The sequence below is a fragment of the Pseudomonas sp. CFBP 13719 genome (assembly GCF_014842095.1).
GTDB lineage: Bacteria > Pseudomonadota > Gammaproteobacteria > Pseudomonadales > Pseudomonadaceae > Aquipseudomonas.
Genome location: NZ_JACYVB010000002.1, coordinates 591,152 through 606,346, shown reverse-complemented (window position 1 = coordinate 606,346; position 15,195 = coordinate 591,152). Strand labels below are relative to the sequence as shown.

Below are 15,195 nucleotides of genomic sequence, written 5' to 3'. Positions count from 1 at the left end.
CATAAGCATACAAAAAAGTCTCGGTTGTATGCTTATAGGCTTACAGAAAGGTAATACAACCAACATGCTCTGATCTCTTTGGCATCCGCCAACGCTCGGTGCGCCAGCGCATCCTGTCCGCCACTGCGATAATCCGGAAGCTTGAGAATGTCGATCTCAGACATGATGTTCTTGACCTCAAACGCCTGCTGCATGCTGGCAGCCTCGAAAAGAATATCCATCCACAGGGTGTCGTGGTGAGAGTCTGACCACAGCACCTGGCCCGCGAAACGCTCGTTGAGGGCCTGGCATATCCTTTCTGGCGCTACCCCTTTGGATTCAATCATCTCTCGGCTGATGCCGTGCATGTCCTGGGCGTCGTGGCTCCAGTGCTCCCAGTACCGGGCAGGCTTGATGAGGGCCTCAAACTCAAAGTCAGGGCCACAGATGCCGATTTCAATAGGGTAGCTGTCGGGGTGAAGCCCAGATGCCTCAAAGTCGATGAAATAGCGGTCAGGTTTCAATGCCTTGCCCCTCAGAATCCACAGGAGAGTGCGCGAACAATATTGCCATCTTCGACATAGGTGACCTCAACATCTACAAGCACCCCCTTCTTGCGCAAAGCCGAAAGCACAGTCGAACGATTGGCAAACCCCTTGCGCCAGAACTCTACTTGCACACCATCGGCGCCCTTGTATTGGAAGTGTGTGCGCCGGGTCTGAAGAAAGCGTGCTGCCGCCCCCTGACCATCAAACCAGTCGCGACGACGGTTACCTATCAGATGCTGGGGAGGGAAACGATCAATCAGTTGAGACCCACAGCGTTGCTTGCCCAGCAGTCCTGTCTCCCAGCCAGAGCGAATATCCGTGTTCAGTCGACCAACGTACCGCTCAATGACCGCAATATCTCTGCTCATGACCACCCCTTTCCCGTATATTGCGATTTTATGCAGTAGCGGTCAAAGCTTCAATCAATGCCGCTTCTCGGGCCTTTCCTCGTTTGCTCATCACATAACGCAGGCGGTTGAGTAGTTTCTCCATGGGCTCGGTTTCCGGCATAGGCTTCCAACATACCGGGGTAGAGCACAGAGGCTGCCAAGTCACAGGAAGGGGACAGTTTCCGCCCTGACCAGTGCGTCGGGAAGGCGCAATGGCGCACCAGCCGATCGTCCCGATCTTTTTTTCCCCAAACTGCGGGTGTCCTCCTTTGTGGTTCATGAAGGCGGCAGGAAGCACTTGGAAGTTTTCCCCGTTAGCAGTCTCGATCACCAGGATGATGGTGCCGTCCAAAGGGGCGCTACCCATAGGGCGCCATTCAGATTCATCAATAGTTGGCATTGCAGTGTCACTCAAAAAGGAAAATTTCTTGGGAAAAGGAGGTGTTAAACCTCTCTGTCTTCGCAGTCCTTATATCCTGCCTTATAACCACTGTTCCAGGAGATCTGGAGCGTGGCATAAACCATATTGAGTTGCTCCTCTGTCAGCCCCAGTGGTGCAATGTATTCCTGCATGATGTCGTTGCTGCGCACATGTACCGGATTGCCGGACTTGTGGGCGTTGAGGCGTTCATCGGAATTTACCATTTCTTCATCATCTCTGATTTTTGGCTCATGGCAGCCTGCATCACTTGCTTGACCCAGGCATTGGGTGTTCTGGCTTCATCCGCATTGCGAAAGGCCATGATTGGGCCCAGAACACCCGCCAGGGTCACAGACCTGCTCTTGCCATACTCACAACTGATCAAAAGCTCCTGAGACCGAATATGCTGATGCATGTCGATGAATTCGATAATCTTCAGGCCGTCTGCAATCGCCATGGGCGCAGCCGGATAACCCGAGCCCGCCGACTGATGCAGATAAAGACGCTTGAAGGCATTAGACAAGGGGGACGGCAGCTGCAAGATCCACTGAGCGAGCCTCGGAATAGCCCCCATGCTGATGTCATCAGCGCCAACCAGCAACAGCTTGGACGTCACCTGTTGCGGGACGATCAATTTGGCCGAGGCGTTGACGAAAGCGATTCGAGGGAACGCCCCGGTCAAGTCGGCAACACTCGGGCTTAAGCCATGGGCACAGGTTCTGATCAGCATTTATACCTCCTACCGAGGGGTGATATCGTCAAAAGATGGTGTAGGGAGCTGGGTGCACAGGCTCCAGTAAGCCTGGATCCGGGCATGGAGATCTTCATCACTCATGGCCAGCACTTTTTTGACGAAGACATCTTCACCCTCATGCTTGCGATAGGCTTTCATGAAGATGCCCAGGCTCTCACCTTTCAGGCCCGTGAGCTTGGTGACCACGCCCCCGTTGAAACGCACACGAAAGCTGTCCAGCCCCGACAGCTCAGCGAAAAGTGCATCGCGCTCAGCATAGGCTCCAGGGAAGCGCTCATAAGCCTTCGCGACCCAATCGGTATCATCGACAGGCTCATCCACGGGCAGGTCACGACCCTTCATCCATTCAAGAAAGCCCAGATACGTAGGGCGATCCATGTCCTGACCACGGCCACGGGATGTTCGATTCTCCCATTGATACATGGAGCTGTTGATGCGGGTGTTTTTGACAGCAAACTCATACATCGCTTCGAGGTTGTCAAAGCCTTGAGAGAAGCGCTCAACGTCATAACCCAGGAAGTCCAAGGCTTCATTGAAGTCACGGGTAAAGGTGACATGGCCGATCACCTGCCCTTTGTGCTTGACGCTACGGCTCAGACCATCCACGCCGAAGTTGATCCCGCCCATGGTGCGCCCGAGGATCTGCATCAGCTTGGACAAATCGTTCCAGGCGAAATAGTCCTTGGCATAGTCGAAGGTAATCTCGGGGATCATCTGAAAATCGATCTGCAACGACCCGCCGCCCTCAAGCGGTAGCGCTGTGTGAAACTGCGGGGCTTTGGGGTGAACCTGATAATAGGGGAGATCGTGCCCCAGGAGTGCACCCAGCTCGTTCACAATCCTTTTCTGGCCGATGGCGTCCACAGCCTCTTGCTGCACGAGCAGATCAAGATCGCCGAAGGTGGCTTTCTCACGGTACGCCCTGATTACATGGCAAAGGCGTGTGATGCCGTGATTAGTGAGCACCTGATCCAGCGCCTGGCTAACCTCGAAAGCTTTCTGGTGTGCAAGGTCGGCGTCTACGCGCTTGGCGCCGAAGGCCTGCATGGCATTTCCACCCATAATGTTTCTTCCCTTCAAAAATCTTGTGTTGATCCGCTAAAGCCTGGCATTGAAAAAACTAGGATCAAATTAAGTTGGCTTGAGTAATGAGTCGCGCCATGTTGCGACTGTCGTTCAGGGCGTTATGGGCATCGCCTTCAAATTCCAACCCTTCGCGTTCCATAGCCCGTTTCAACCCAATGCTTTCGCCGACGTGGCGCTTGCGCAGCTGATAGAGCAGGGCGGCATTCAGAAACACCATGTTCGGGATGTAGAAGTTCTGCCGGCGCGCCATTCGGGCCAGGTGATCGCCATCATCACCCCAGGACACATAGGGGCGCTTGGTGCCGAACTTGGCCGTGATCGAATTTACCACTTCACTCAGTGGGCGCCCCTGACGATTTACGACTCGCTGAGTAATGCCGGTCAGGTTCGTACAAAAGTCTGAAACCGTGTCGACGACAGGCTTGACGTAGTAATGAGCCTCACGCTTTAGCTCGCCGGACTTCAGATCCAGTTCGCAAACGCCAAATGAGATGATCTCACCAATTTGGCGAGCATCTTCCCAGCAGCACATTTCCAGGTCGAAGCAGGTGATTTTGCTATGGTCGGCGCTCATGACCGGTATCCCGAAGTCGAATTTGCTTTCAATATATCACTAAAGGGTGTTGTCCGGTATAGGATTTTCATACTGGGCAACATTGGATTTTTAGGGGGGATCGGGAGGGTCAGAAGAGGATCGCCACGTCAAACAAATGGGAAATTTCCTGACAATCGGGGAATCCTGTGCGGGGCACGCAGTCAAATCGCTAAGCGCCCTAAAAGACGCTTAGCGGCTCGGCGAGGGAGCACGGAAGCCACCTAACCCCAGGCTCGACGGGCCGCGCCGTTATTTGCCGTAGAGAGCCCATTCAGGCTGAATGGCCACAATGGCATGGTGGGAGCCCAGTACATGCCCCCATGACTCTGTGAAAGCCCGCCAGCCCTTCTTGCAACTGCCATCGATACCCGGCTCATGAGGGTAGTCCACGTTCCGCAGCCAGCCCATGGCATTATCCACGCTATTGTCCAGATCCATGGGGAACATGGTTTTCTGACCCTGTCCCTTGATGGGCGCGGTTGAAAGAATCAGCGTGGGAATGCCTTCAGGGTCTTCTTTGAGGATCGAGCTTTCGATACCGTAACCTGTCTCACCTGGCTTGGCGCCCACAAGGCGAAATTCGCAATAATGCGTGGCCTTGATGTGGGTTTTAAGCAGAATTGAGAGGGCTGCCCGGAGGTCATCTCGCCCCTCAGAGACAATGTTGATCGTGCGGTTGTCCATGGGTATTCCTCTTTTATGGGAGCGGATTATCAGGCTGACTGTGAAATTGAGGTCGAACAGGAAGGGGAACCGGCAAAAGAAACAGTGCGAGCCCCAGCGCATGCCGCTTGGTATTCATCCAGCCCTTGATCTCTGGGCGCTCCTCGCTGAGCTGTTGGCTGTAATAGGTGGTGGCCATCAGGCGTGAGCCCCAATAACGCCCCCAAAACCACGGCAAGTGATGAGCAGTCCAGACATTGAACTGCTGCCAACGAGTAGGAGTACTAAGGTGCTCGCTCATAATGACGTTACCTGCAAACAGTGTTGACCCAGCGGGAGAAACGGTCGATGTGGGTATCAAAAGCCTCGCGCACAATCACCGATGGAGGACGCTTCTCACTGGATGAGTGCTGTTCGGCAAAGCGAGTAAAGTTTTCATCATGTGGCAAATGATCGTGGATGAACTCATGCGCTTCGCGAGCTCCGTGATTGCCTGCCAGAAGCCAGAGGTAGTCATCCAGGTTGTTGGCAGCCACCATGTGCTCACCTTCGAGGCCCAGGAAAATGATCGGTTGATCCTCAACGGCCTTCTCGGTATCGATAATCCAAAAGCCGACCAGCCCACCAAAACTATCACGACCGAACACGGCGAAGTTGTCTGCCTTGATCTCGTCGTTTCCTGTCCACTCCTTGAGGAAGGACTCCACTTTTGAGGCATCCAAGAAATCCTGGAATGGCTCGAAGTCAATACCATCCCCATCTTTGTGCTCGAACGGCAGCTTGTGCAGTTCGGCAAGGATAGGTGGGAACATCAAAGGCTGGGTTGCTTGAGTCATGTCGAATTCACTTCTGAATTAGGGATTTGCTGCCGCCCGGTTTGATGCCTGAAGCTGCTGACGGTGCTGCTCTTGGAGAATATCTCGGTTGATCTTCTGTTGCTTGGTGATTTCTTTGCGGCATTGAACCACGAAGGCTTCACCTTTTTCACTGCCCAGCCAGCCGATCAGAGCTTCAATTGTCTCGGCGTCATCGAAGCTGAGGAGTGGTCGCTCCACCTTATTGTCGTGAAGCTGAACCGGGCTCAGCACGGCCTCGATGGTGCGCCAGCCGTAACAGGTAGAAAGGCGCCGTTCGTTCTGGAGTGCCCAGGCTGCAACATAGCCTCGCTCGCGACTGCGCAAAAGGATGGACATATCATCCGCCTGCTCAAGGAATGCCCGACCGTTATTAGTGCCCAGCCACCGGATGAGGCTGGCGCCGACTTGCGCATGCCGTTCGGTCAATTGACCAGGCACATCCCACAGGATCTTTTTAAGCATCTGGTTGGGAGGGTCGATGTCGTACTCAAAGTCCAGATGAGTATCCATAAGCTCTTTCCAACGAGCCATGAAAACCACCTCGCCCAGCACATCAGTGCGAACAGGTCGTACAGGATCGTGGGTGAATGCAGTTTCTTCCTGACTTTGCGCGCTACTCATAACGCTTACCTCAAGGGGCTGATTTCTGAATGAAGCGTTGAGGCAGGATTCGTAGAACGATGATCCAGCCTTGAAGCTTGGTGTAGACGGCAGCAAAGAGGGTGCCTGAAAGCAAAAACTCCCGAGTATCAGGAACAACACCATTGATCCCTAATGAGGGGTCTTGAAGCAGCACCTCTATCTGATTCAAGGCGTCGCAAGCATCTGGATACAGGTCAAAAAGCGCCTGCAGGTCAACTTCAGCCTTGTTCGTTAAGGCGATCATTGCGCTTACCCACCCACTTGGCTTTGACGTCTTCCAGGGAAATCGTTCGCCCAGCCTCGACATCTGCCATTCCTTCCTTAACGGCCTCAGCCTGCCATAGCTCAGTTTCGAGGTAGCGCGTTAGCGCCCGCGTAAGATGGTAGGTGCGATCACGCTCAGTCGCTTGGCACAACTTGTCCAACGCTTCTGCTGATTCATCCAAGGTTCGGAAGGAGAGGGTTGCAGGCATGATCTAAATATCCGCTGAGTGATATGTATGCGTTGTATGCACTGTCACACAAGCGGATATTCGTGTCAATATTGCTGGGCTTTTAGGCAAGGAATCGCTTGAGTTGCTCGCCCGAAAGAGCGCCGACCTTGGTGCGGTCAACTTCACCCTGCTTGAACAGCATCAGGGTGGGGATACCACGCACCCCATACTTGGCCGAGATATCTCCTACCTCATCGACGTTGATCTTGGCGATGACCATATCCTCGCGCTCATCAGCCAGGCGATCGAGCGTGGGCGCCATCATCTTGCAGGGGCCACACCAAGGAGCCCAGAAATCGACGAGAACCGGCTTTTCAGAACGCAGAACCAGCTCTTCGAAATTGTCGGCAGTGATGTTGATGATGCGGTCAGACATGATGTGCTCCATTTTTGGCTTGGATTCAAGAATAGCGCACCATAACTCGTTTTACACATCAATTGAAAGCATGGGGATCATAGGCGGCAGGCATGAAGATGCCCTGGCATGCTTGATCATGACTGCGAACAAAACGCTTGATGTGCAATTAGTGTGTTGACAGTACGATCGTAGTGTGTGATTATTCTGGCACGCAAACCAACACCAATCATACAGGTGGCCCAATGAAATCCTTTCCAAACCAACTCAAACAAGCCCTGTCCGCCGTTCGCACCGAAGGCGGCATGACCGTCGGCACAAGCGATTTGATCGAGGCCATTCGCGTTGATCTGCACATGGATTACCAGCAAATCGCCAAGGTCGGACAGGTGAGTGTGGCGGGCCTCAAGCGCTGGCGCGAAAACAACAAAGGTGAGCACCCGCGTGTCGAGGTGTTGGTGAGCTGGGCTCAGAATCGCCTGGATGCTGAAACGGGAGACCTGAAGTCCCTGACCCCGGCTGATGCACTGCGCAAGTGTTCGATCGGTGACATTGAAGCGCACCTCACTACCGCCCTCAAAAAGCTGTTGGGTGAAGACTCCGTCGCTTCGGTCAGCATTTCCGATCTCAAACCATCTGAAGACGGACAAGTCTTCATGTCCCTGCGCCTGCAGTGATTCTTTCTGCCCAGCCTTCTACAGCGGGGCTAGGCGGGGAGGTTGGACGGGAAGTGGGGATTTGAGCAAAGCAAGAGGCCTGCAATTTTTGCCAGAATCGAACCACCATCCCTCCTTTTGTTCACAAAGCAAAGGCTAAAATCTCAAATCTGCTTGGGGAAAGGAGCTACACGGGATATATTTCAGACACCCAATGCGTCTATGCATTACGAGGAACCTTACCATGACCATTACAGCCACCACTCAGACCAAAGCACTTTTACTGCCAATCCCTGACAAGTGCACCGACCTCTATGCTTCGGGATGGGCCTATGCTGATCATATTGTCAGTCAGGGCGGCGATCTGAATGCCGAAACGCCTGATGGTTGGGATGAAGCTCGGGTCAATGGCTTTTTTGATAGGCTGGCTGCGGAAAGAAATGCTGTTGGAAAGCAAAAGGCCGACTCTTCTGTTGGGGTCTGAAAGGTAAAAATTCTGATCCTAGAGGCTGTTGGGTAAGGCTTTGAAGGTCAATTGTCTCTAAAAGACTGTTGTAGGTACGGCATTTTAGAAAGGCATTGTAGATCAAGAGCATTGTAAAAAAGCATTGTAAGATCGTAGAGGTTGTACAGGATGAAGAATTGTAGGCTTCCTGTCGTCAGCCAAAAGAAGGTCGCCTGCGGCGAGAATCTTATATTATAAAGAGCGGGCGGCTGGCGCCGCCCAAGAGCCAAAAGCCGGGTTCGACGTCCTGCTCGTTACGCCTACGGCGTTGTTGGGGTACGGCGTTTGGGTCGATGATCAGACCCCGCTGAACACCCAGCCTCCACGCCGCAATGTGCGCGGCATATCCAGATTTGCTGAAGCTTTGTTCATCCAAGCCTGCCGTGGGCGGGCCACCCAACCACTCGTAGGTGGCCAGAATCAGCTCGGCGCCCAATCCCCGGCCTTGATGACCGTCCTGGATGCAAACAGCGCCTGGGGTGGCGTAGTAGCCGACTACGTCGAAGGTCGACTCTCTTTGCTTGAGCAGCAGCATAGCGTCCGAGGAAGGTGCAAGGCAGTAGCCATCCTTGAGGGTGGTCATACCCTCTTCGTCCCAGTGAACGTCAATGTCGTGGATATAATCGTCGAAGTGCTGCCGGCACCAGGGGTCTGCCCCATCGGCACCACACAGAAAGTCCTGAAGAGAAATGAGGTCTTCTGGAGCTTTATCAGGCGCTGTTTTCAAGTTTTTGTCTCTGGTAGATTGGACTATGCTCCGACTTGGATCGAAGAATACTTGAGGGCTGGTTGTTGCCGGCACAGCCAATAGTTCGGTGAACATTTTGCCTGCCCTGGCTTCCTATAAAACTGCCTGTGCAGCACAATTCCAAGCATACAGCCGCCGCCCAATATATGGCTATATGATATATCAATTGACCAAGCCAACGAGTGTGGCTAGTCTGCAACCCCTACAGGAGATCCTCATGCACCACACATCCTGGTTGACCTCGCTGGCTCTGCTTGCTTGCATTGCCACCTCTGCCCATGCCGAAACAAAATTCAATTTGCAGGCATCTGCGGATCGAGCCGTCCCAAATGACACGCTGACAGTGGTGATTTTGACCGAAAGCACCTCCGCGAACACCAAGGTGCTCTACTCCTTGACCAATCAGGCGTTGAGCCACATCTCTGAAAGGGTAAAGGGGCACGATGGCGTCAAGTTCAAGCCTGTCACTCGAAACGTGAAGCCTCTGTATCGTGACGACTCCAAAGGCGACCCTCAAGTGATCGGGTGGAGTGAGCAAGCAAGCGTGCAGCTTCAATCCAAATCGTTCGCGGAGCTGTACGACCTGGTAGAGCAAGTCCTCAAAGACCCCAAGGCCCCTGTGCGTGTGGGCAGTATTAGCTACTCTCTTTCGGACGAGGCTGCGCAGTCGGTAGGTGATGAGTTGTACGATACGGCCCTGAAAAACATCAATCACCGCGCCAAGGTCGTGGGCACAGGGCTCGGTCAGGCTGAAATCAAGATTGATGAACTTTCATTCAACGGGCCATACACCTCAGGCGGTGCCCCGGTAGTGATGATGCGGGCGAAAGTGGCCTCCATGTCAGCGCCAGGAGCCATGGATTCGGGAGAGTCTAAGGTGCGCGTGGATCTGTCAGGTTCCTTCACCGCCAGCCAAACACCAGATATCTGATTCCCTATCAAACCCACGCGAGCACCCTCTTGAGCACCATACCCGAGCACGTCCTGAACGACCCAAGCCTCTTCTACACCTGGCTTATCGAGAGCAAAAGCTGGGTTAAAATATCGGTCGAAAACCTCAAGCCCTTTGATCTTGAGGGCATTGTCGTGAGCAAGGCCCAGGGGGAAATAGTCTTGGCTCGCGGGCTCAACAGCCAGCACCAGATGGTTGTCCAAGAGCAATGCATCCTGACGGTCACAGTCAGAGGCAGGTAGGGGGGAGGTCGCTGATTCGCCAGTAGGCGGCAACCCCTCAAAGCCCACCATCATTGCCGCCCCAACCCTTCAAGATGGCCAAGCCCTTTCTCCCGCTCGCTTTACCCTAAAGCCCGTGGGTTTGGATTCAAAAAAGTCCTTAAATCACCTTTCCCTCTGGTTTACGCCTTTGGTTCAAAGGGAGCAATCAGGTAGAGCGATGGTCTTGTAGGAGCGCTTGCCCTATCAATGACCCTGGCTTTGGAATATGCTCTTTACACCTTAATTGAACAAAGATATTGACCATGTCCACGAAAGCTCCCGCCAAGCTGGAGACCCATCCTGCTATCCTCATGCGGATTGCGCGCATAAGCACTGCTGGAAGGGCAGAGGTGTCAGAACTCAAGGGTGGTGCGATCGGCTATGCCGAAGCTCAGGTGTCATCCGGAGAAGCACCCGCCTATTACCTGGTGGGGGTAAGGGATCGTGTTGAAGCACTGGCCTCAGAACGGCTCGATTACCTGGACAGCGTTCGTCCTGGGCTGGCATCTGTGCTGACAATGCTTTCCGGATTGCCGGGCTTGATCCTCTCCCTGCTGACCTTGTTGTTGGATGGCCCAGCTACTTGGGGGTTCGGTGCCTGGATTACGCTTGGAACAGTGCTTGTCGGGCTGGGGGGTATGCAACGAGTCCTTGGCTTTGGCAACTGCTGGATCGAAATAAAGAAGCGCAAGTGGCGCTGGATTCTTGGATTCTCGGCCTATTCTGCCCTCACCATTGCTATCGGCTTTGGGATGGCAACCGATGCAGGCGACTGGAGCTCGTGCAGCCAGGATCCCACTTGCGCCTTGCTGCAAGGGCCTGATTACTGACCCGCTCTGTTTAGCTCTAAATTGACACAAGGGGCTTCAAGGAGATACTCTGGGCCCACTTTCAATTTCAAGGTGCCCCATGAACACCAGTTTGCCTGACACTCCTACACCCATTGCCGCCATCTCGGATGCTCAGGGTAATATAGAATCCCAGGCAGCAGCTTCGAGCACCTTCGCTTCAGACTTGCGTTTGATTCTTGAAGAGACCGAATCCTTGAGCTCTCCTGATCCTGTTCCGGGCTCATGCACCCCACGCGATATACCTCAACAAGATAGGCATTGCCATGCTCCAGAACGTTTCCGAGGCAGCTTCGCCAATGAGCCCCTGGGTTTTGACTGCAGAATCATTTGCGCTAACCGAGCAGACAGCGCTGACCAAGGCTCAAATTCGCCCGAGCATTCTGTCCCTACTGGTTTCTGGTCACGCATCGCTTATCGCCTTTGAAGCTGCAGATATGGAGAACGTCCAGAAGGTCTTCGCAGCTTCCACTGGCGATCGTCAGGTACGCAAGGAACTCAAGCTTGTGCTGCATGCAGGCCTTACCGACATCCTGGCGCTGCGCGATCAGGGCTTGCCGATACCGACTGAACAAGCGCGTTTTGCTCACAAAGTGGAGGCAGACTTTGTTCTGAAGAAAATGGAGGCCGACCTTCACTTTTACAGCACCACCCTTTCCACTGATAATTGCTTGGCATTGCACGTACGCGAGCGGTTTCTGGGCGCCTGCGATGACCGAGGAGAAGTGCTGCGCCAGAACCCCGGCCATCTAGACCTTATTTATCGAACGGCGCTAGAACTGTTGCCATAGAAGCCACAGCCCATACCTAACAAGGTTCCAAGGGGAATCAAGAACAGAGACCGCTAACGCATGCCTCCAACCGATATAAGAAAGCTCTCCATCTACAAATCTATGGATGAGTATTGCAATAGCCCCGTGTCCCACGACCAGTGGCTATTCCTGGAGGCAGTGAGACAAGAGTGCGCATCTGCCGCCCAGCGTAAGGCCTTGGTCAATACCATTTTCACTTTGTGCGGATTCGTGTCTGTACTGGCCTACCTGATGGCTATCTCATTTACCGGATTGCCACTGGCGCCGGATGAAGCCTATTACGGCATCCAGATCCCCTGCGCCTTGATGTTCCTGGCGGGTGCTGGCGGCTATTCCATTCTCAATAGACGTTCCCCACCGGGTTTTTTGGCTGACGTTGAGTGCAGCATTACCATTGCCGGCAAGAAGTTCCTGACCGACAAAGGGTTAAAGAACCTGGCAGATTCTGAGAGCGCTGGCGCTTACACCTGGCTGCTGCCTGTGAAATTGGGATGGAGTCGATCCCAGCTGCGGCCACAGGTGGCAACTCTGCTCAGGAACGTGGACGGTCAACGCAGGCCTTTCATGGCATTCGAGCTTGACCTGATCAAAAGAATGATCGGTTGATTGTCAATATATGGAATAAGCTCAGGTTAGATGTAATACTGCCGCACCACTTTTGATTGGCCTGCAACCAATGACCACGACTCCCCATTCCTGCAAAATTCTGCATCCCGACGCCTATTTCAGGCTGGTTCTGACCTCGACCTATGGAGACACACAGCCACGGGTGGAAACCAAGCGCTACCCAGCCAAACTTGAAAACGGGGTATACAGCCGTTACGGCGGTTTCACCCAGCCAGCGTCGGAGTTCAACCAGATTATCCGCAACGATCGGGGCGATACGCCGTCTCGCATGGTGTTGTGTCTTGAAGCGGACATTCCGGCATCCATCGCGATGATGATCGAAGACATTGGGCGTGAGATCGACCATCGCCTTGAGCAGCTTCAGGCGTATAAAGCTTTGTTCGCCACCCCGCCTATTCAAGTCGATAAGACGCCAGCCTACCTTCGCCAAGACCAACAAACCCCTCCGATTAAGGCAAGGGAATGACGCCTGCGGTGAATAATGAATAAATTGTCATGTGTCTATTTGCAGTGCTAGAGTAAAGAAAAACACAAGGTCGAATCTTGAGTCGACTAGGGAGTTGTCCATGCGTTCGGTCTCGCTGCTTTTAGCCTGTTCCTGCCTGTCATCCGCCATGGCAGTTGCCTCAAACGAAATTCGGGTGTCTGCCCCGATCAGAGGATCATCGGCCTGGCAGGATATTGCCAACGAGGTGTCGGACTGGAGCAATGTAGGCTCTGCCTCCAACTGCGGGCCGGGCTCCCCAGCTGCAAGCGAGTTCTCAGCCGGCACTTTGTTTACACAAACCCTGTCTGGCTGCACCCAGGCGCAATCGCGCACGGTACGTCAGCTGACAGGCAACTCAGTCACAGGCGAAACGAGACTGATATCGACCTCCACCGAGGAGCGTGTTCTGAGTGACTACAGCTATACGCAGCAGGGGGTCGGCACGAATAGCAAAGTTTGCCAATATGATTCGAGCAGCCCAGTTTACCGGTGGGTTTCAGGTTCTGAGAATCCATCAGATCCGGCTCTCTACGGGACAAAATTGTCATGGAACGACGAGAGTTGGGGTCAGACTTTTTACACTGTTCCCATCAACACTCCCTTTGACTATTACGATAAGGGTGGTTACCGCTATACGAGGGGCGCATACCGTGAATCCACGGTTCTGAGCGAGGCAAAGAAGATCAGCTATCACTACTTTGCAATTTGCCGTGAGCCTCTTTAGTTCATGGATTTTGCGCCAGAGGGCTACAGTCCCTTTCTGCACAATAGGGACTGGTCATGAACCACAAAGGTAAGCAGACGGGTTATTCACTTTGGTGGGCTTTGGCTATAAGTCTCGCCGCGAGCGCCTGGATAGCATCACCAGGAACGGACGGTTTCCCCATCAGGCTCGCCTGGTTCTACTGCCCCGTGCTCTGCGTAGTCCTCTTGACGCTACTCCTGCGCGGTTCGAAGGCATTGGCCTTCGGAGCTCATTCTGGGGCTTTCTTGTTCTTCCTGGCATTTGCGTGGTGGGTGTTTTCGGCGGAACACCCAGAAGGGCTAGCCTGGATCTCGTACCTCTTTTGCTTCCCAGGTGCGTGGATGGGCGCAATAGCAGCGGTCATGCTCGAACGAAGACTGCGGCCAGAACAAGGACAAGCTTTCGCTACAGGGGCGGCTCTAATCCTTGGAGGGATCGTACTGAACGCCATTATCCTGGCCGCTTATATATCTTAGAGCGAAACTTCGCACAGGCTTTGAGCAAGGCCAGCGGGCGATTAGGGGAGGTCGTCACTTCGCCTGGGCGCCTGCCGTCTGGTGTTTAGTGCTTTCTCCCAGATATGCCTGTTAGCCAAGTACGCCGCGTACCGCCTGCCAACGCTTTGCAGGGAAGGGTGATCTGAGTTCCGCTCACCGCGCCGGTATCGCAGCAGGCTATCCTGGTATTCTTGCTCCAGATCCATCACCTGGCCAACCTCCACAGTTTCGACAGCCCTTGCTGCCGCCAAGCCTTGGAAAAATGGTCGCGGATTATCAAAAGACATGATCGAATATCCCTGCGCAAAGAAAACAAGCCGCCACTGAAAGCAGCCTTTTGGTTTGGAACCAAAACAGCTTTTCGTGCCTGAGGTGGTGATCGCAGTTTACTTGAAAGTGCTGGATTGGACAAAGTCCACGATCTGCCTGCACCCGAAACAGTCGACCTTTTTGGTCGTGGACTTCCCTGGAGTGCGACCACCAAGCCAATCTGGGATGCCGCACAGCGTGACCTGATCCAATCCCGGTGGTGGGCCATAGTGGGTTTTGCCCTCATCGGGCTCATAGACCTTTGGAGCGCTTTCTTTAGCCATGGACTACGCCTCTGCGATAGCGCGGGACGAATGAAGGGCCGGTGGATCCGGGGTGAGTTACCAGGGTTCCTACCAGCCCGATCAGGTTAGCGTGTTAAAAGGTGCACAGACGATTGAGCAGGTTCTTCTCGAAGGCGCGCATCTTTCTGTCCTGGGCTCGAATGCTTTTGATCAGTGTCTTGCCCAGCGGGGAGGCGACAGATTCTTCATTCGGGACTTCGACCTCGTGGATGAAATCGGTACCGGTCGCCAGATCATCGCCATGAATGACGATCTTGACCCCTTGTTGTGGCGCGATCGCTTCACTGATCAGCATGCCGGTACTGCTGAAAAAGCAGATAAACACCATGCTGGCAATAAATGTGCCGAAGCCAGGCGGGCCAAGGAATGCCAGAACAACGCCATAAAGGATGGCGAGGACACCAGCGTAGCACCACAGGGTGCGCCAACGCTTCTGGGTGCGATCTGCCATCAAGGTTTCAATGGCGGTGAGTTCTGCCAGGGGCAGGGGGTTGCTGCAGTAGCCTTCAATCGAGTTAGAGTGGTGCTTCATGATGACCCCTTGAGAGTGAATGTAGTAAACGTATGAAGTTGGAGCAATCAGCTACTGACAACCGCCAAACCTCAATAAATTCGAATTCGCAGGCACTTTTGCGGACTAGTGCTGTGACTTGGATTC

25 protein-coding genes are annotated in these 15,195 nt (G+C 53.7%); 9 read left to right on the top strand and 16 right to left on the bottom strand.

Annotation, left to right across the window (positions count from 1 at the left end):
- Window positions 1-32: 32 nt before the first annotated feature.
- The 14 genes from IFT57_RS08450 to trxA form a co-directional block, all read right to left on the bottom strand.
- The gene (locus IFT57_RS08450; RefSeq protein ID WP_241032667.1) at window positions 33-503 is read right to left on the bottom strand and encodes a hypothetical protein; all 471 of its coding nucleotides are present in this window, start codon (window positions 501-503) and stop codon (window positions 33-35) included.
- A gap of 11 nt (window positions 504-514) precedes the next feature.
- Complete coding sequence (locus IFT57_RS08445; protein WP_122530921.1) at window positions 515-895, bottom strand: hypothetical protein; 381 nt, start codon at window positions 893-895, stop codon at window positions 515-517.
- Between the two features lie 28 nt (window positions 896-923).
- Entirely contained in the window at window positions 924-1,316 is a 393-nt protein-coding gene (locus tag IFT57_RS08440; protein ID WP_241032668.1) for a hypothetical protein, read from the bottom strand.
- Window positions 1,317-1,360: 44 nt separating this feature from the next.
- Window positions 1,361-1,561 (bottom strand): hypothetical protein, encoded by a 201-nt coding sequence (locus tag IFT57_RS08435; protein ID WP_122530922.1) that lies wholly within the window; start codon window positions 1,559-1,561, stop codon window positions 1,361-1,363.
- Entirely contained in the window at window positions 1,555-2,067 is a 513-nt protein-coding gene (locus IFT57_RS08430) for a hypothetical protein (protein ID WP_122530923.1), read from the bottom strand. The genes IFT57_RS08435 and IFT57_RS08430 overlap by 7 nt, the downstream gene beginning before the upstream one ends.
- Before the next feature lie 9 nt (window positions 2,068-2,076).
- Window positions 2,077-3,153, bottom strand: a complete 1,077-nt coding sequence (locus IFT57_RS08425) for a hypothetical protein (RefSeq protein WP_192151176.1) — start codon at window positions 3,151-3,153, stop codon at window positions 2,077-2,079.
- A 64-nt stretch (window positions 3,154-3,217) separates the two neighbouring features.
- A complete protein-coding gene (locus IFT57_RS08420; RefSeq protein WP_122530925.1) occupies window positions 3,218-3,751 on the bottom strand; it encodes a 3'-5' exonuclease in 534 nt (177 codons plus the stop codon).
- Window positions 3,752-4,021: 270 nt separating this feature from the next.
- Entirely contained in the window at window positions 4,022-4,456 is a 435-nt protein-coding gene (locus tag IFT57_RS08415) for a hypothetical protein (RefSeq protein WP_122530926.1), read from the bottom strand.
- Window positions 4,457-4,469: 13 nt separating this feature from the next.
- A complete protein-coding gene (locus IFT57_RS08410) occupies window positions 4,470-4,736 on the bottom strand; it encodes a hypothetical protein (protein WP_163020464.1) in 267 nt (88 codons plus the stop codon).
- Between the two features lie 7 nt (window positions 4,737-4,743).
- The gene (locus IFT57_RS08405; RefSeq protein WP_122530928.1) at window positions 4,744-5,271 is read right to left on the bottom strand and encodes an SMI1/KNR4 family protein; all 528 of its coding nucleotides are present in this window, start codon (window positions 5,269-5,271) and stop codon (window positions 4,744-4,746) included.
- A gap of 18 nt (window positions 5,272-5,289) precedes the next feature.
- The gene (locus tag IFT57_RS08400) at window positions 5,290-5,913 is read right to left on the bottom strand and encodes a hypothetical protein (protein WP_122530929.1); all 624 of its coding nucleotides are present in this window, start codon (window positions 5,911-5,913) and stop codon (window positions 5,290-5,292) included.
- Between the two features lie 10 nt (window positions 5,914-5,923).
- A complete protein-coding gene (locus IFT57_RS08395; RefSeq protein WP_122530930.1) occupies window positions 5,924-6,178 on the bottom strand; it encodes a hypothetical protein in 255 nt (84 codons plus the stop codon).
- On the bottom strand, window positions 6,153-6,407 hold the full coding sequence (locus tag IFT57_RS08390) for a CopG family ribbon-helix-helix protein (protein ID WP_122530931.1): 255 nt from the start codon (window positions 6,405-6,407) through the stop codon (window positions 6,153-6,155). The genes IFT57_RS08395 and IFT57_RS08390 overlap by 26 nt, the downstream gene beginning before the upstream one ends.
- Before the next feature lie 82 nt (window positions 6,408-6,489).
- Window positions 6,490-6,804 carry a thioredoxin gene (gene trxA / locus IFT57_RS08385; RefSeq protein ID WP_122530932.1) on the bottom strand — a complete coding sequence of 105 codons (315 nt, stop codon included), beginning with the start codon at window positions 6,802-6,804 and terminating at the stop codon, window positions 6,490-6,492.
- Between the two features lie 224 nt (window positions 6,805-7,028).
- On the opposite strand from trxA, the gene IFT57_RS08380 reads away from it, so the two are divergent.
- Window positions 7,029-7,460, top strand: a complete 432-nt coding sequence (locus tag IFT57_RS08380) for a hypothetical protein (RefSeq protein WP_122530933.1) — start codon at window positions 7,029-7,031, stop codon at window positions 7,458-7,460.
- 223 nt (window positions 7,461-7,683) lie between these two features.
- Window positions 7,684-7,923: a hypothetical protein gene (locus IFT57_RS08375; RefSeq protein ID WP_163020465.1), complete on the top strand. Its 240-nt coding sequence runs from the start codon at window positions 7,684-7,686 to the stop codon at window positions 7,921-7,923.
- Window positions 7,924-8,131: 208 nt separating this feature from the next.
- Here the strand turns inward: IFT57_RS08375 and IFT57_RS08370 are convergent, their stop codons facing one another.
- A complete protein-coding gene (locus tag IFT57_RS08370; RefSeq protein ID WP_192151174.1) occupies window positions 8,132-8,767 on the bottom strand; it encodes a hypothetical protein in 636 nt (211 codons plus the stop codon).
- Window positions 8,768-8,909: 142 nt separating this feature from the next.
- Between IFT57_RS08370 and IFT57_RS08365 the strand changes: the two genes are divergently transcribed.
- The 7 genes from IFT57_RS08365 to IFT57_RS08335 all read left to right on the top strand — a co-directional run bounded on the left by IFT57_RS08365 (window position 8,910) and on the right by IFT57_RS08335 (window position 13,405).
- Window positions 8,910-9,623, top strand: coding sequence for an SIMPL domain-containing protein (locus IFT57_RS08365; protein ID WP_122530935.1), 714 nt, complete (start codon window positions 8,910-8,912; stop codon window positions 9,621-9,623).
- A gap of 29 nt (window positions 9,624-9,652) precedes the next feature.
- On the top strand, window positions 9,653-9,886 hold the full coding sequence (locus tag IFT57_RS08360) for a hypothetical protein (RefSeq protein WP_122530936.1): 234 nt from the start codon (window positions 9,653-9,655) through the stop codon (window positions 9,884-9,886).
- Between the two features lie 284 nt (window positions 9,887-10,170).
- Window positions 10,171-10,737, top strand: a complete 567-nt coding sequence (locus IFT57_RS08355) for a hypothetical protein (protein WP_122530937.1) — start codon at window positions 10,171-10,173, stop codon at window positions 10,735-10,737.
- 284 nt (window positions 10,738-11,021) lie between these two features.
- On the top strand, window positions 11,022-11,546 hold the full coding sequence (locus IFT57_RS08350) for a hypothetical protein (protein WP_122530938.1): 525 nt from the start codon (window positions 11,022-11,024) through the stop codon (window positions 11,544-11,546).
- Window positions 11,547-11,606: 60 nt separating this feature from the next.
- The gene (locus IFT57_RS08345) at window positions 11,607-12,173 is read left to right on the top strand and encodes a hypothetical protein (RefSeq protein WP_192151172.1); all 567 of its coding nucleotides are present in this window, start codon (window positions 11,607-11,609) and stop codon (window positions 12,171-12,173) included.
- A 70-nt stretch (window positions 12,174-12,243) separates the two neighbouring features.
- On the top strand, window positions 12,244-12,660 hold the full coding sequence (locus IFT57_RS08340) for a hypothetical protein (protein WP_192151170.1): 417 nt from the start codon (window positions 12,244-12,246) through the stop codon (window positions 12,658-12,660).
- A 100-nt stretch (window positions 12,661-12,760) separates the two neighbouring features.
- Complete coding sequence (locus IFT57_RS08335) at window positions 12,761-13,405, top strand: hypothetical protein (RefSeq protein WP_192151169.1); 645 nt, start codon at window positions 12,761-12,763, stop codon at window positions 13,403-13,405.
- Between the two features lie 1,205 nt (window positions 13,406-14,610).
- Here IFT57_RS08335 and IFT57_RS08330 read toward each other — a convergent pair.
- Complete coding sequence (locus IFT57_RS08330; RefSeq protein WP_192151168.1) at window positions 14,611-14,988, bottom strand: hypothetical protein; 378 nt, start codon at window positions 14,986-14,988, stop codon at window positions 14,611-14,613.
- Window positions 14,989-15,195 lie beyond the last annotated feature (207 nt).

Bases quoted from the DNA above. Each gene is read 5' to 3' on its own strand.
- IFT57_RS08445 (WP_122530921.1), bottom strand. From the start codon at position 895: ATGAGCAGAGATATTGCGGTCATTGAGCGGTACGTTGGTCGACTGAAC.
- IFT57_RS08440 (WP_241032668.1), bottom strand. From the start codon at position 1,316: ATGCCAACTATTGATGAATCTGAATGGCGCCCTATGGGTAGCGCCCCT.
- IFT57_RS08435 (WP_122530922.1), bottom strand. From the start codon at position 1,561: ATGGTAAATTCCGATGAACGCCTCAACGCCCACAAGTCCGGCAATCCG.
- IFT57_RS08430 (WP_122530923.1), bottom strand. From the start codon at position 2,067: ATGCTGATCAGAACCTGTGCCCATGGCTTAAGCCCGAGTGTTGCCGAC.
- IFT57_RS08425 (WP_192151176.1), bottom strand. From the start codon at position 3,153: ATGGGTGGAAATGCCATGCAGGCCTTCGGCGCCAAGCGCGTAGACGCC.
- IFT57_RS08420 (WP_122530925.1), bottom strand. From the start codon at position 3,751: ATGAGCGCCGACCATAGCAAAATCACCTGCTTCGACCTGGAAATGTGC.
- IFT57_RS08415 (WP_122530926.1), bottom strand. From the start codon at position 4,456: ATGGACAACCGCACGATCAACATTGTCTCTGAGGGGCGAGATGACCTC.
- IFT57_RS08410 (WP_163020464.1), bottom strand. From the start codon at position 4,736: ATGAGCGAGCACCTTAGTACTCCTACTCGTTGGCAGCAGTTCAATGTC.
- IFT57_RS08405 (WP_122530928.1), bottom strand. From the start codon at position 5,271: ATGACTCAAGCAACCCAGCCTTTGATGTTCCCACCTATCCTTGCCGAA.
- IFT57_RS08400 (WP_122530929.1), bottom strand. From the start codon at position 5,913: ATGAGTAGCGCGCAAAGTCAGGAAGAAACTGCATTCACCCACGATCCT.
- IFT57_RS08395 (WP_122530930.1), bottom strand. From the start codon at position 6,178: ATGATCGCCTTAACGAACAAGGCTGAAGTTGACCTGCAGGCGCTTTTT.
- IFT57_RS08390 (WP_122530931.1), bottom strand. From the start codon at position 6,407: ATGCCTGCAACCCTCTCCTTCCGAACCTTGGATGAATCAGCAGAAGCG.
- trxA (WP_122530932.1), bottom strand. From the start codon at position 6,804: ATGTCTGACCGCATCATCAACATCACTGCCGACAATTTCGAAGAGCTG.
- IFT57_RS08380 (WP_122530933.1), top strand. From the start codon at position 7,029: ATGAAATCCTTTCCAAACCAACTCAAACAAGCCCTGTCCGCCGTTCGC.
- IFT57_RS08375 (WP_163020465.1), top strand. From the start codon at position 7,684: ATGACCATTACAGCCACCACTCAGACCAAAGCACTTTTACTGCCAATC.
- IFT57_RS08370 (WP_192151174.1), bottom strand. From the start codon at position 8,767: ATGTTCACCGAACTATTGGCTGTGCCGGCAACAACCAGCCCTCAAGTA.
- IFT57_RS08365 (WP_122530935.1), top strand. From the start codon at position 8,910: ATGCACCACACATCCTGGTTGACCTCGCTGGCTCTGCTTGCTTGCATT.
- IFT57_RS08355 (WP_122530937.1), top strand. From the start codon at position 10,171: ATGTCCACGAAAGCTCCCGCCAAGCTGGAGACCCATCCTGCTATCCTC.
- IFT57_RS08350 (WP_122530938.1), top strand. From the start codon at position 11,022: ATGCTCCAGAACGTTTCCGAGGCAGCTTCGCCAATGAGCCCCTGGGTT.
- IFT57_RS08345 (WP_192151172.1), top strand. From the start codon at position 11,607: ATGCCTCCAACCGATATAAGAAAGCTCTCCATCTACAAATCTATGGAT.
- IFT57_RS08340 (WP_192151170.1), top strand. From the start codon at position 12,244: ATGACCACGACTCCCCATTCCTGCAAAATTCTGCATCCCGACGCCTAT.
- IFT57_RS08335 (WP_192151169.1), top strand. From the start codon at position 12,761: ATGCGTTCGGTCTCGCTGCTTTTAGCCTGTTCCTGCCTGTCATCCGCC.
- IFT57_RS08330 (WP_192151168.1), bottom strand. From the start codon at position 14,988: ATGGCAGATCGCACCCAGAAGCGTTGGCGCACCCTGTGGTGCTACGCT.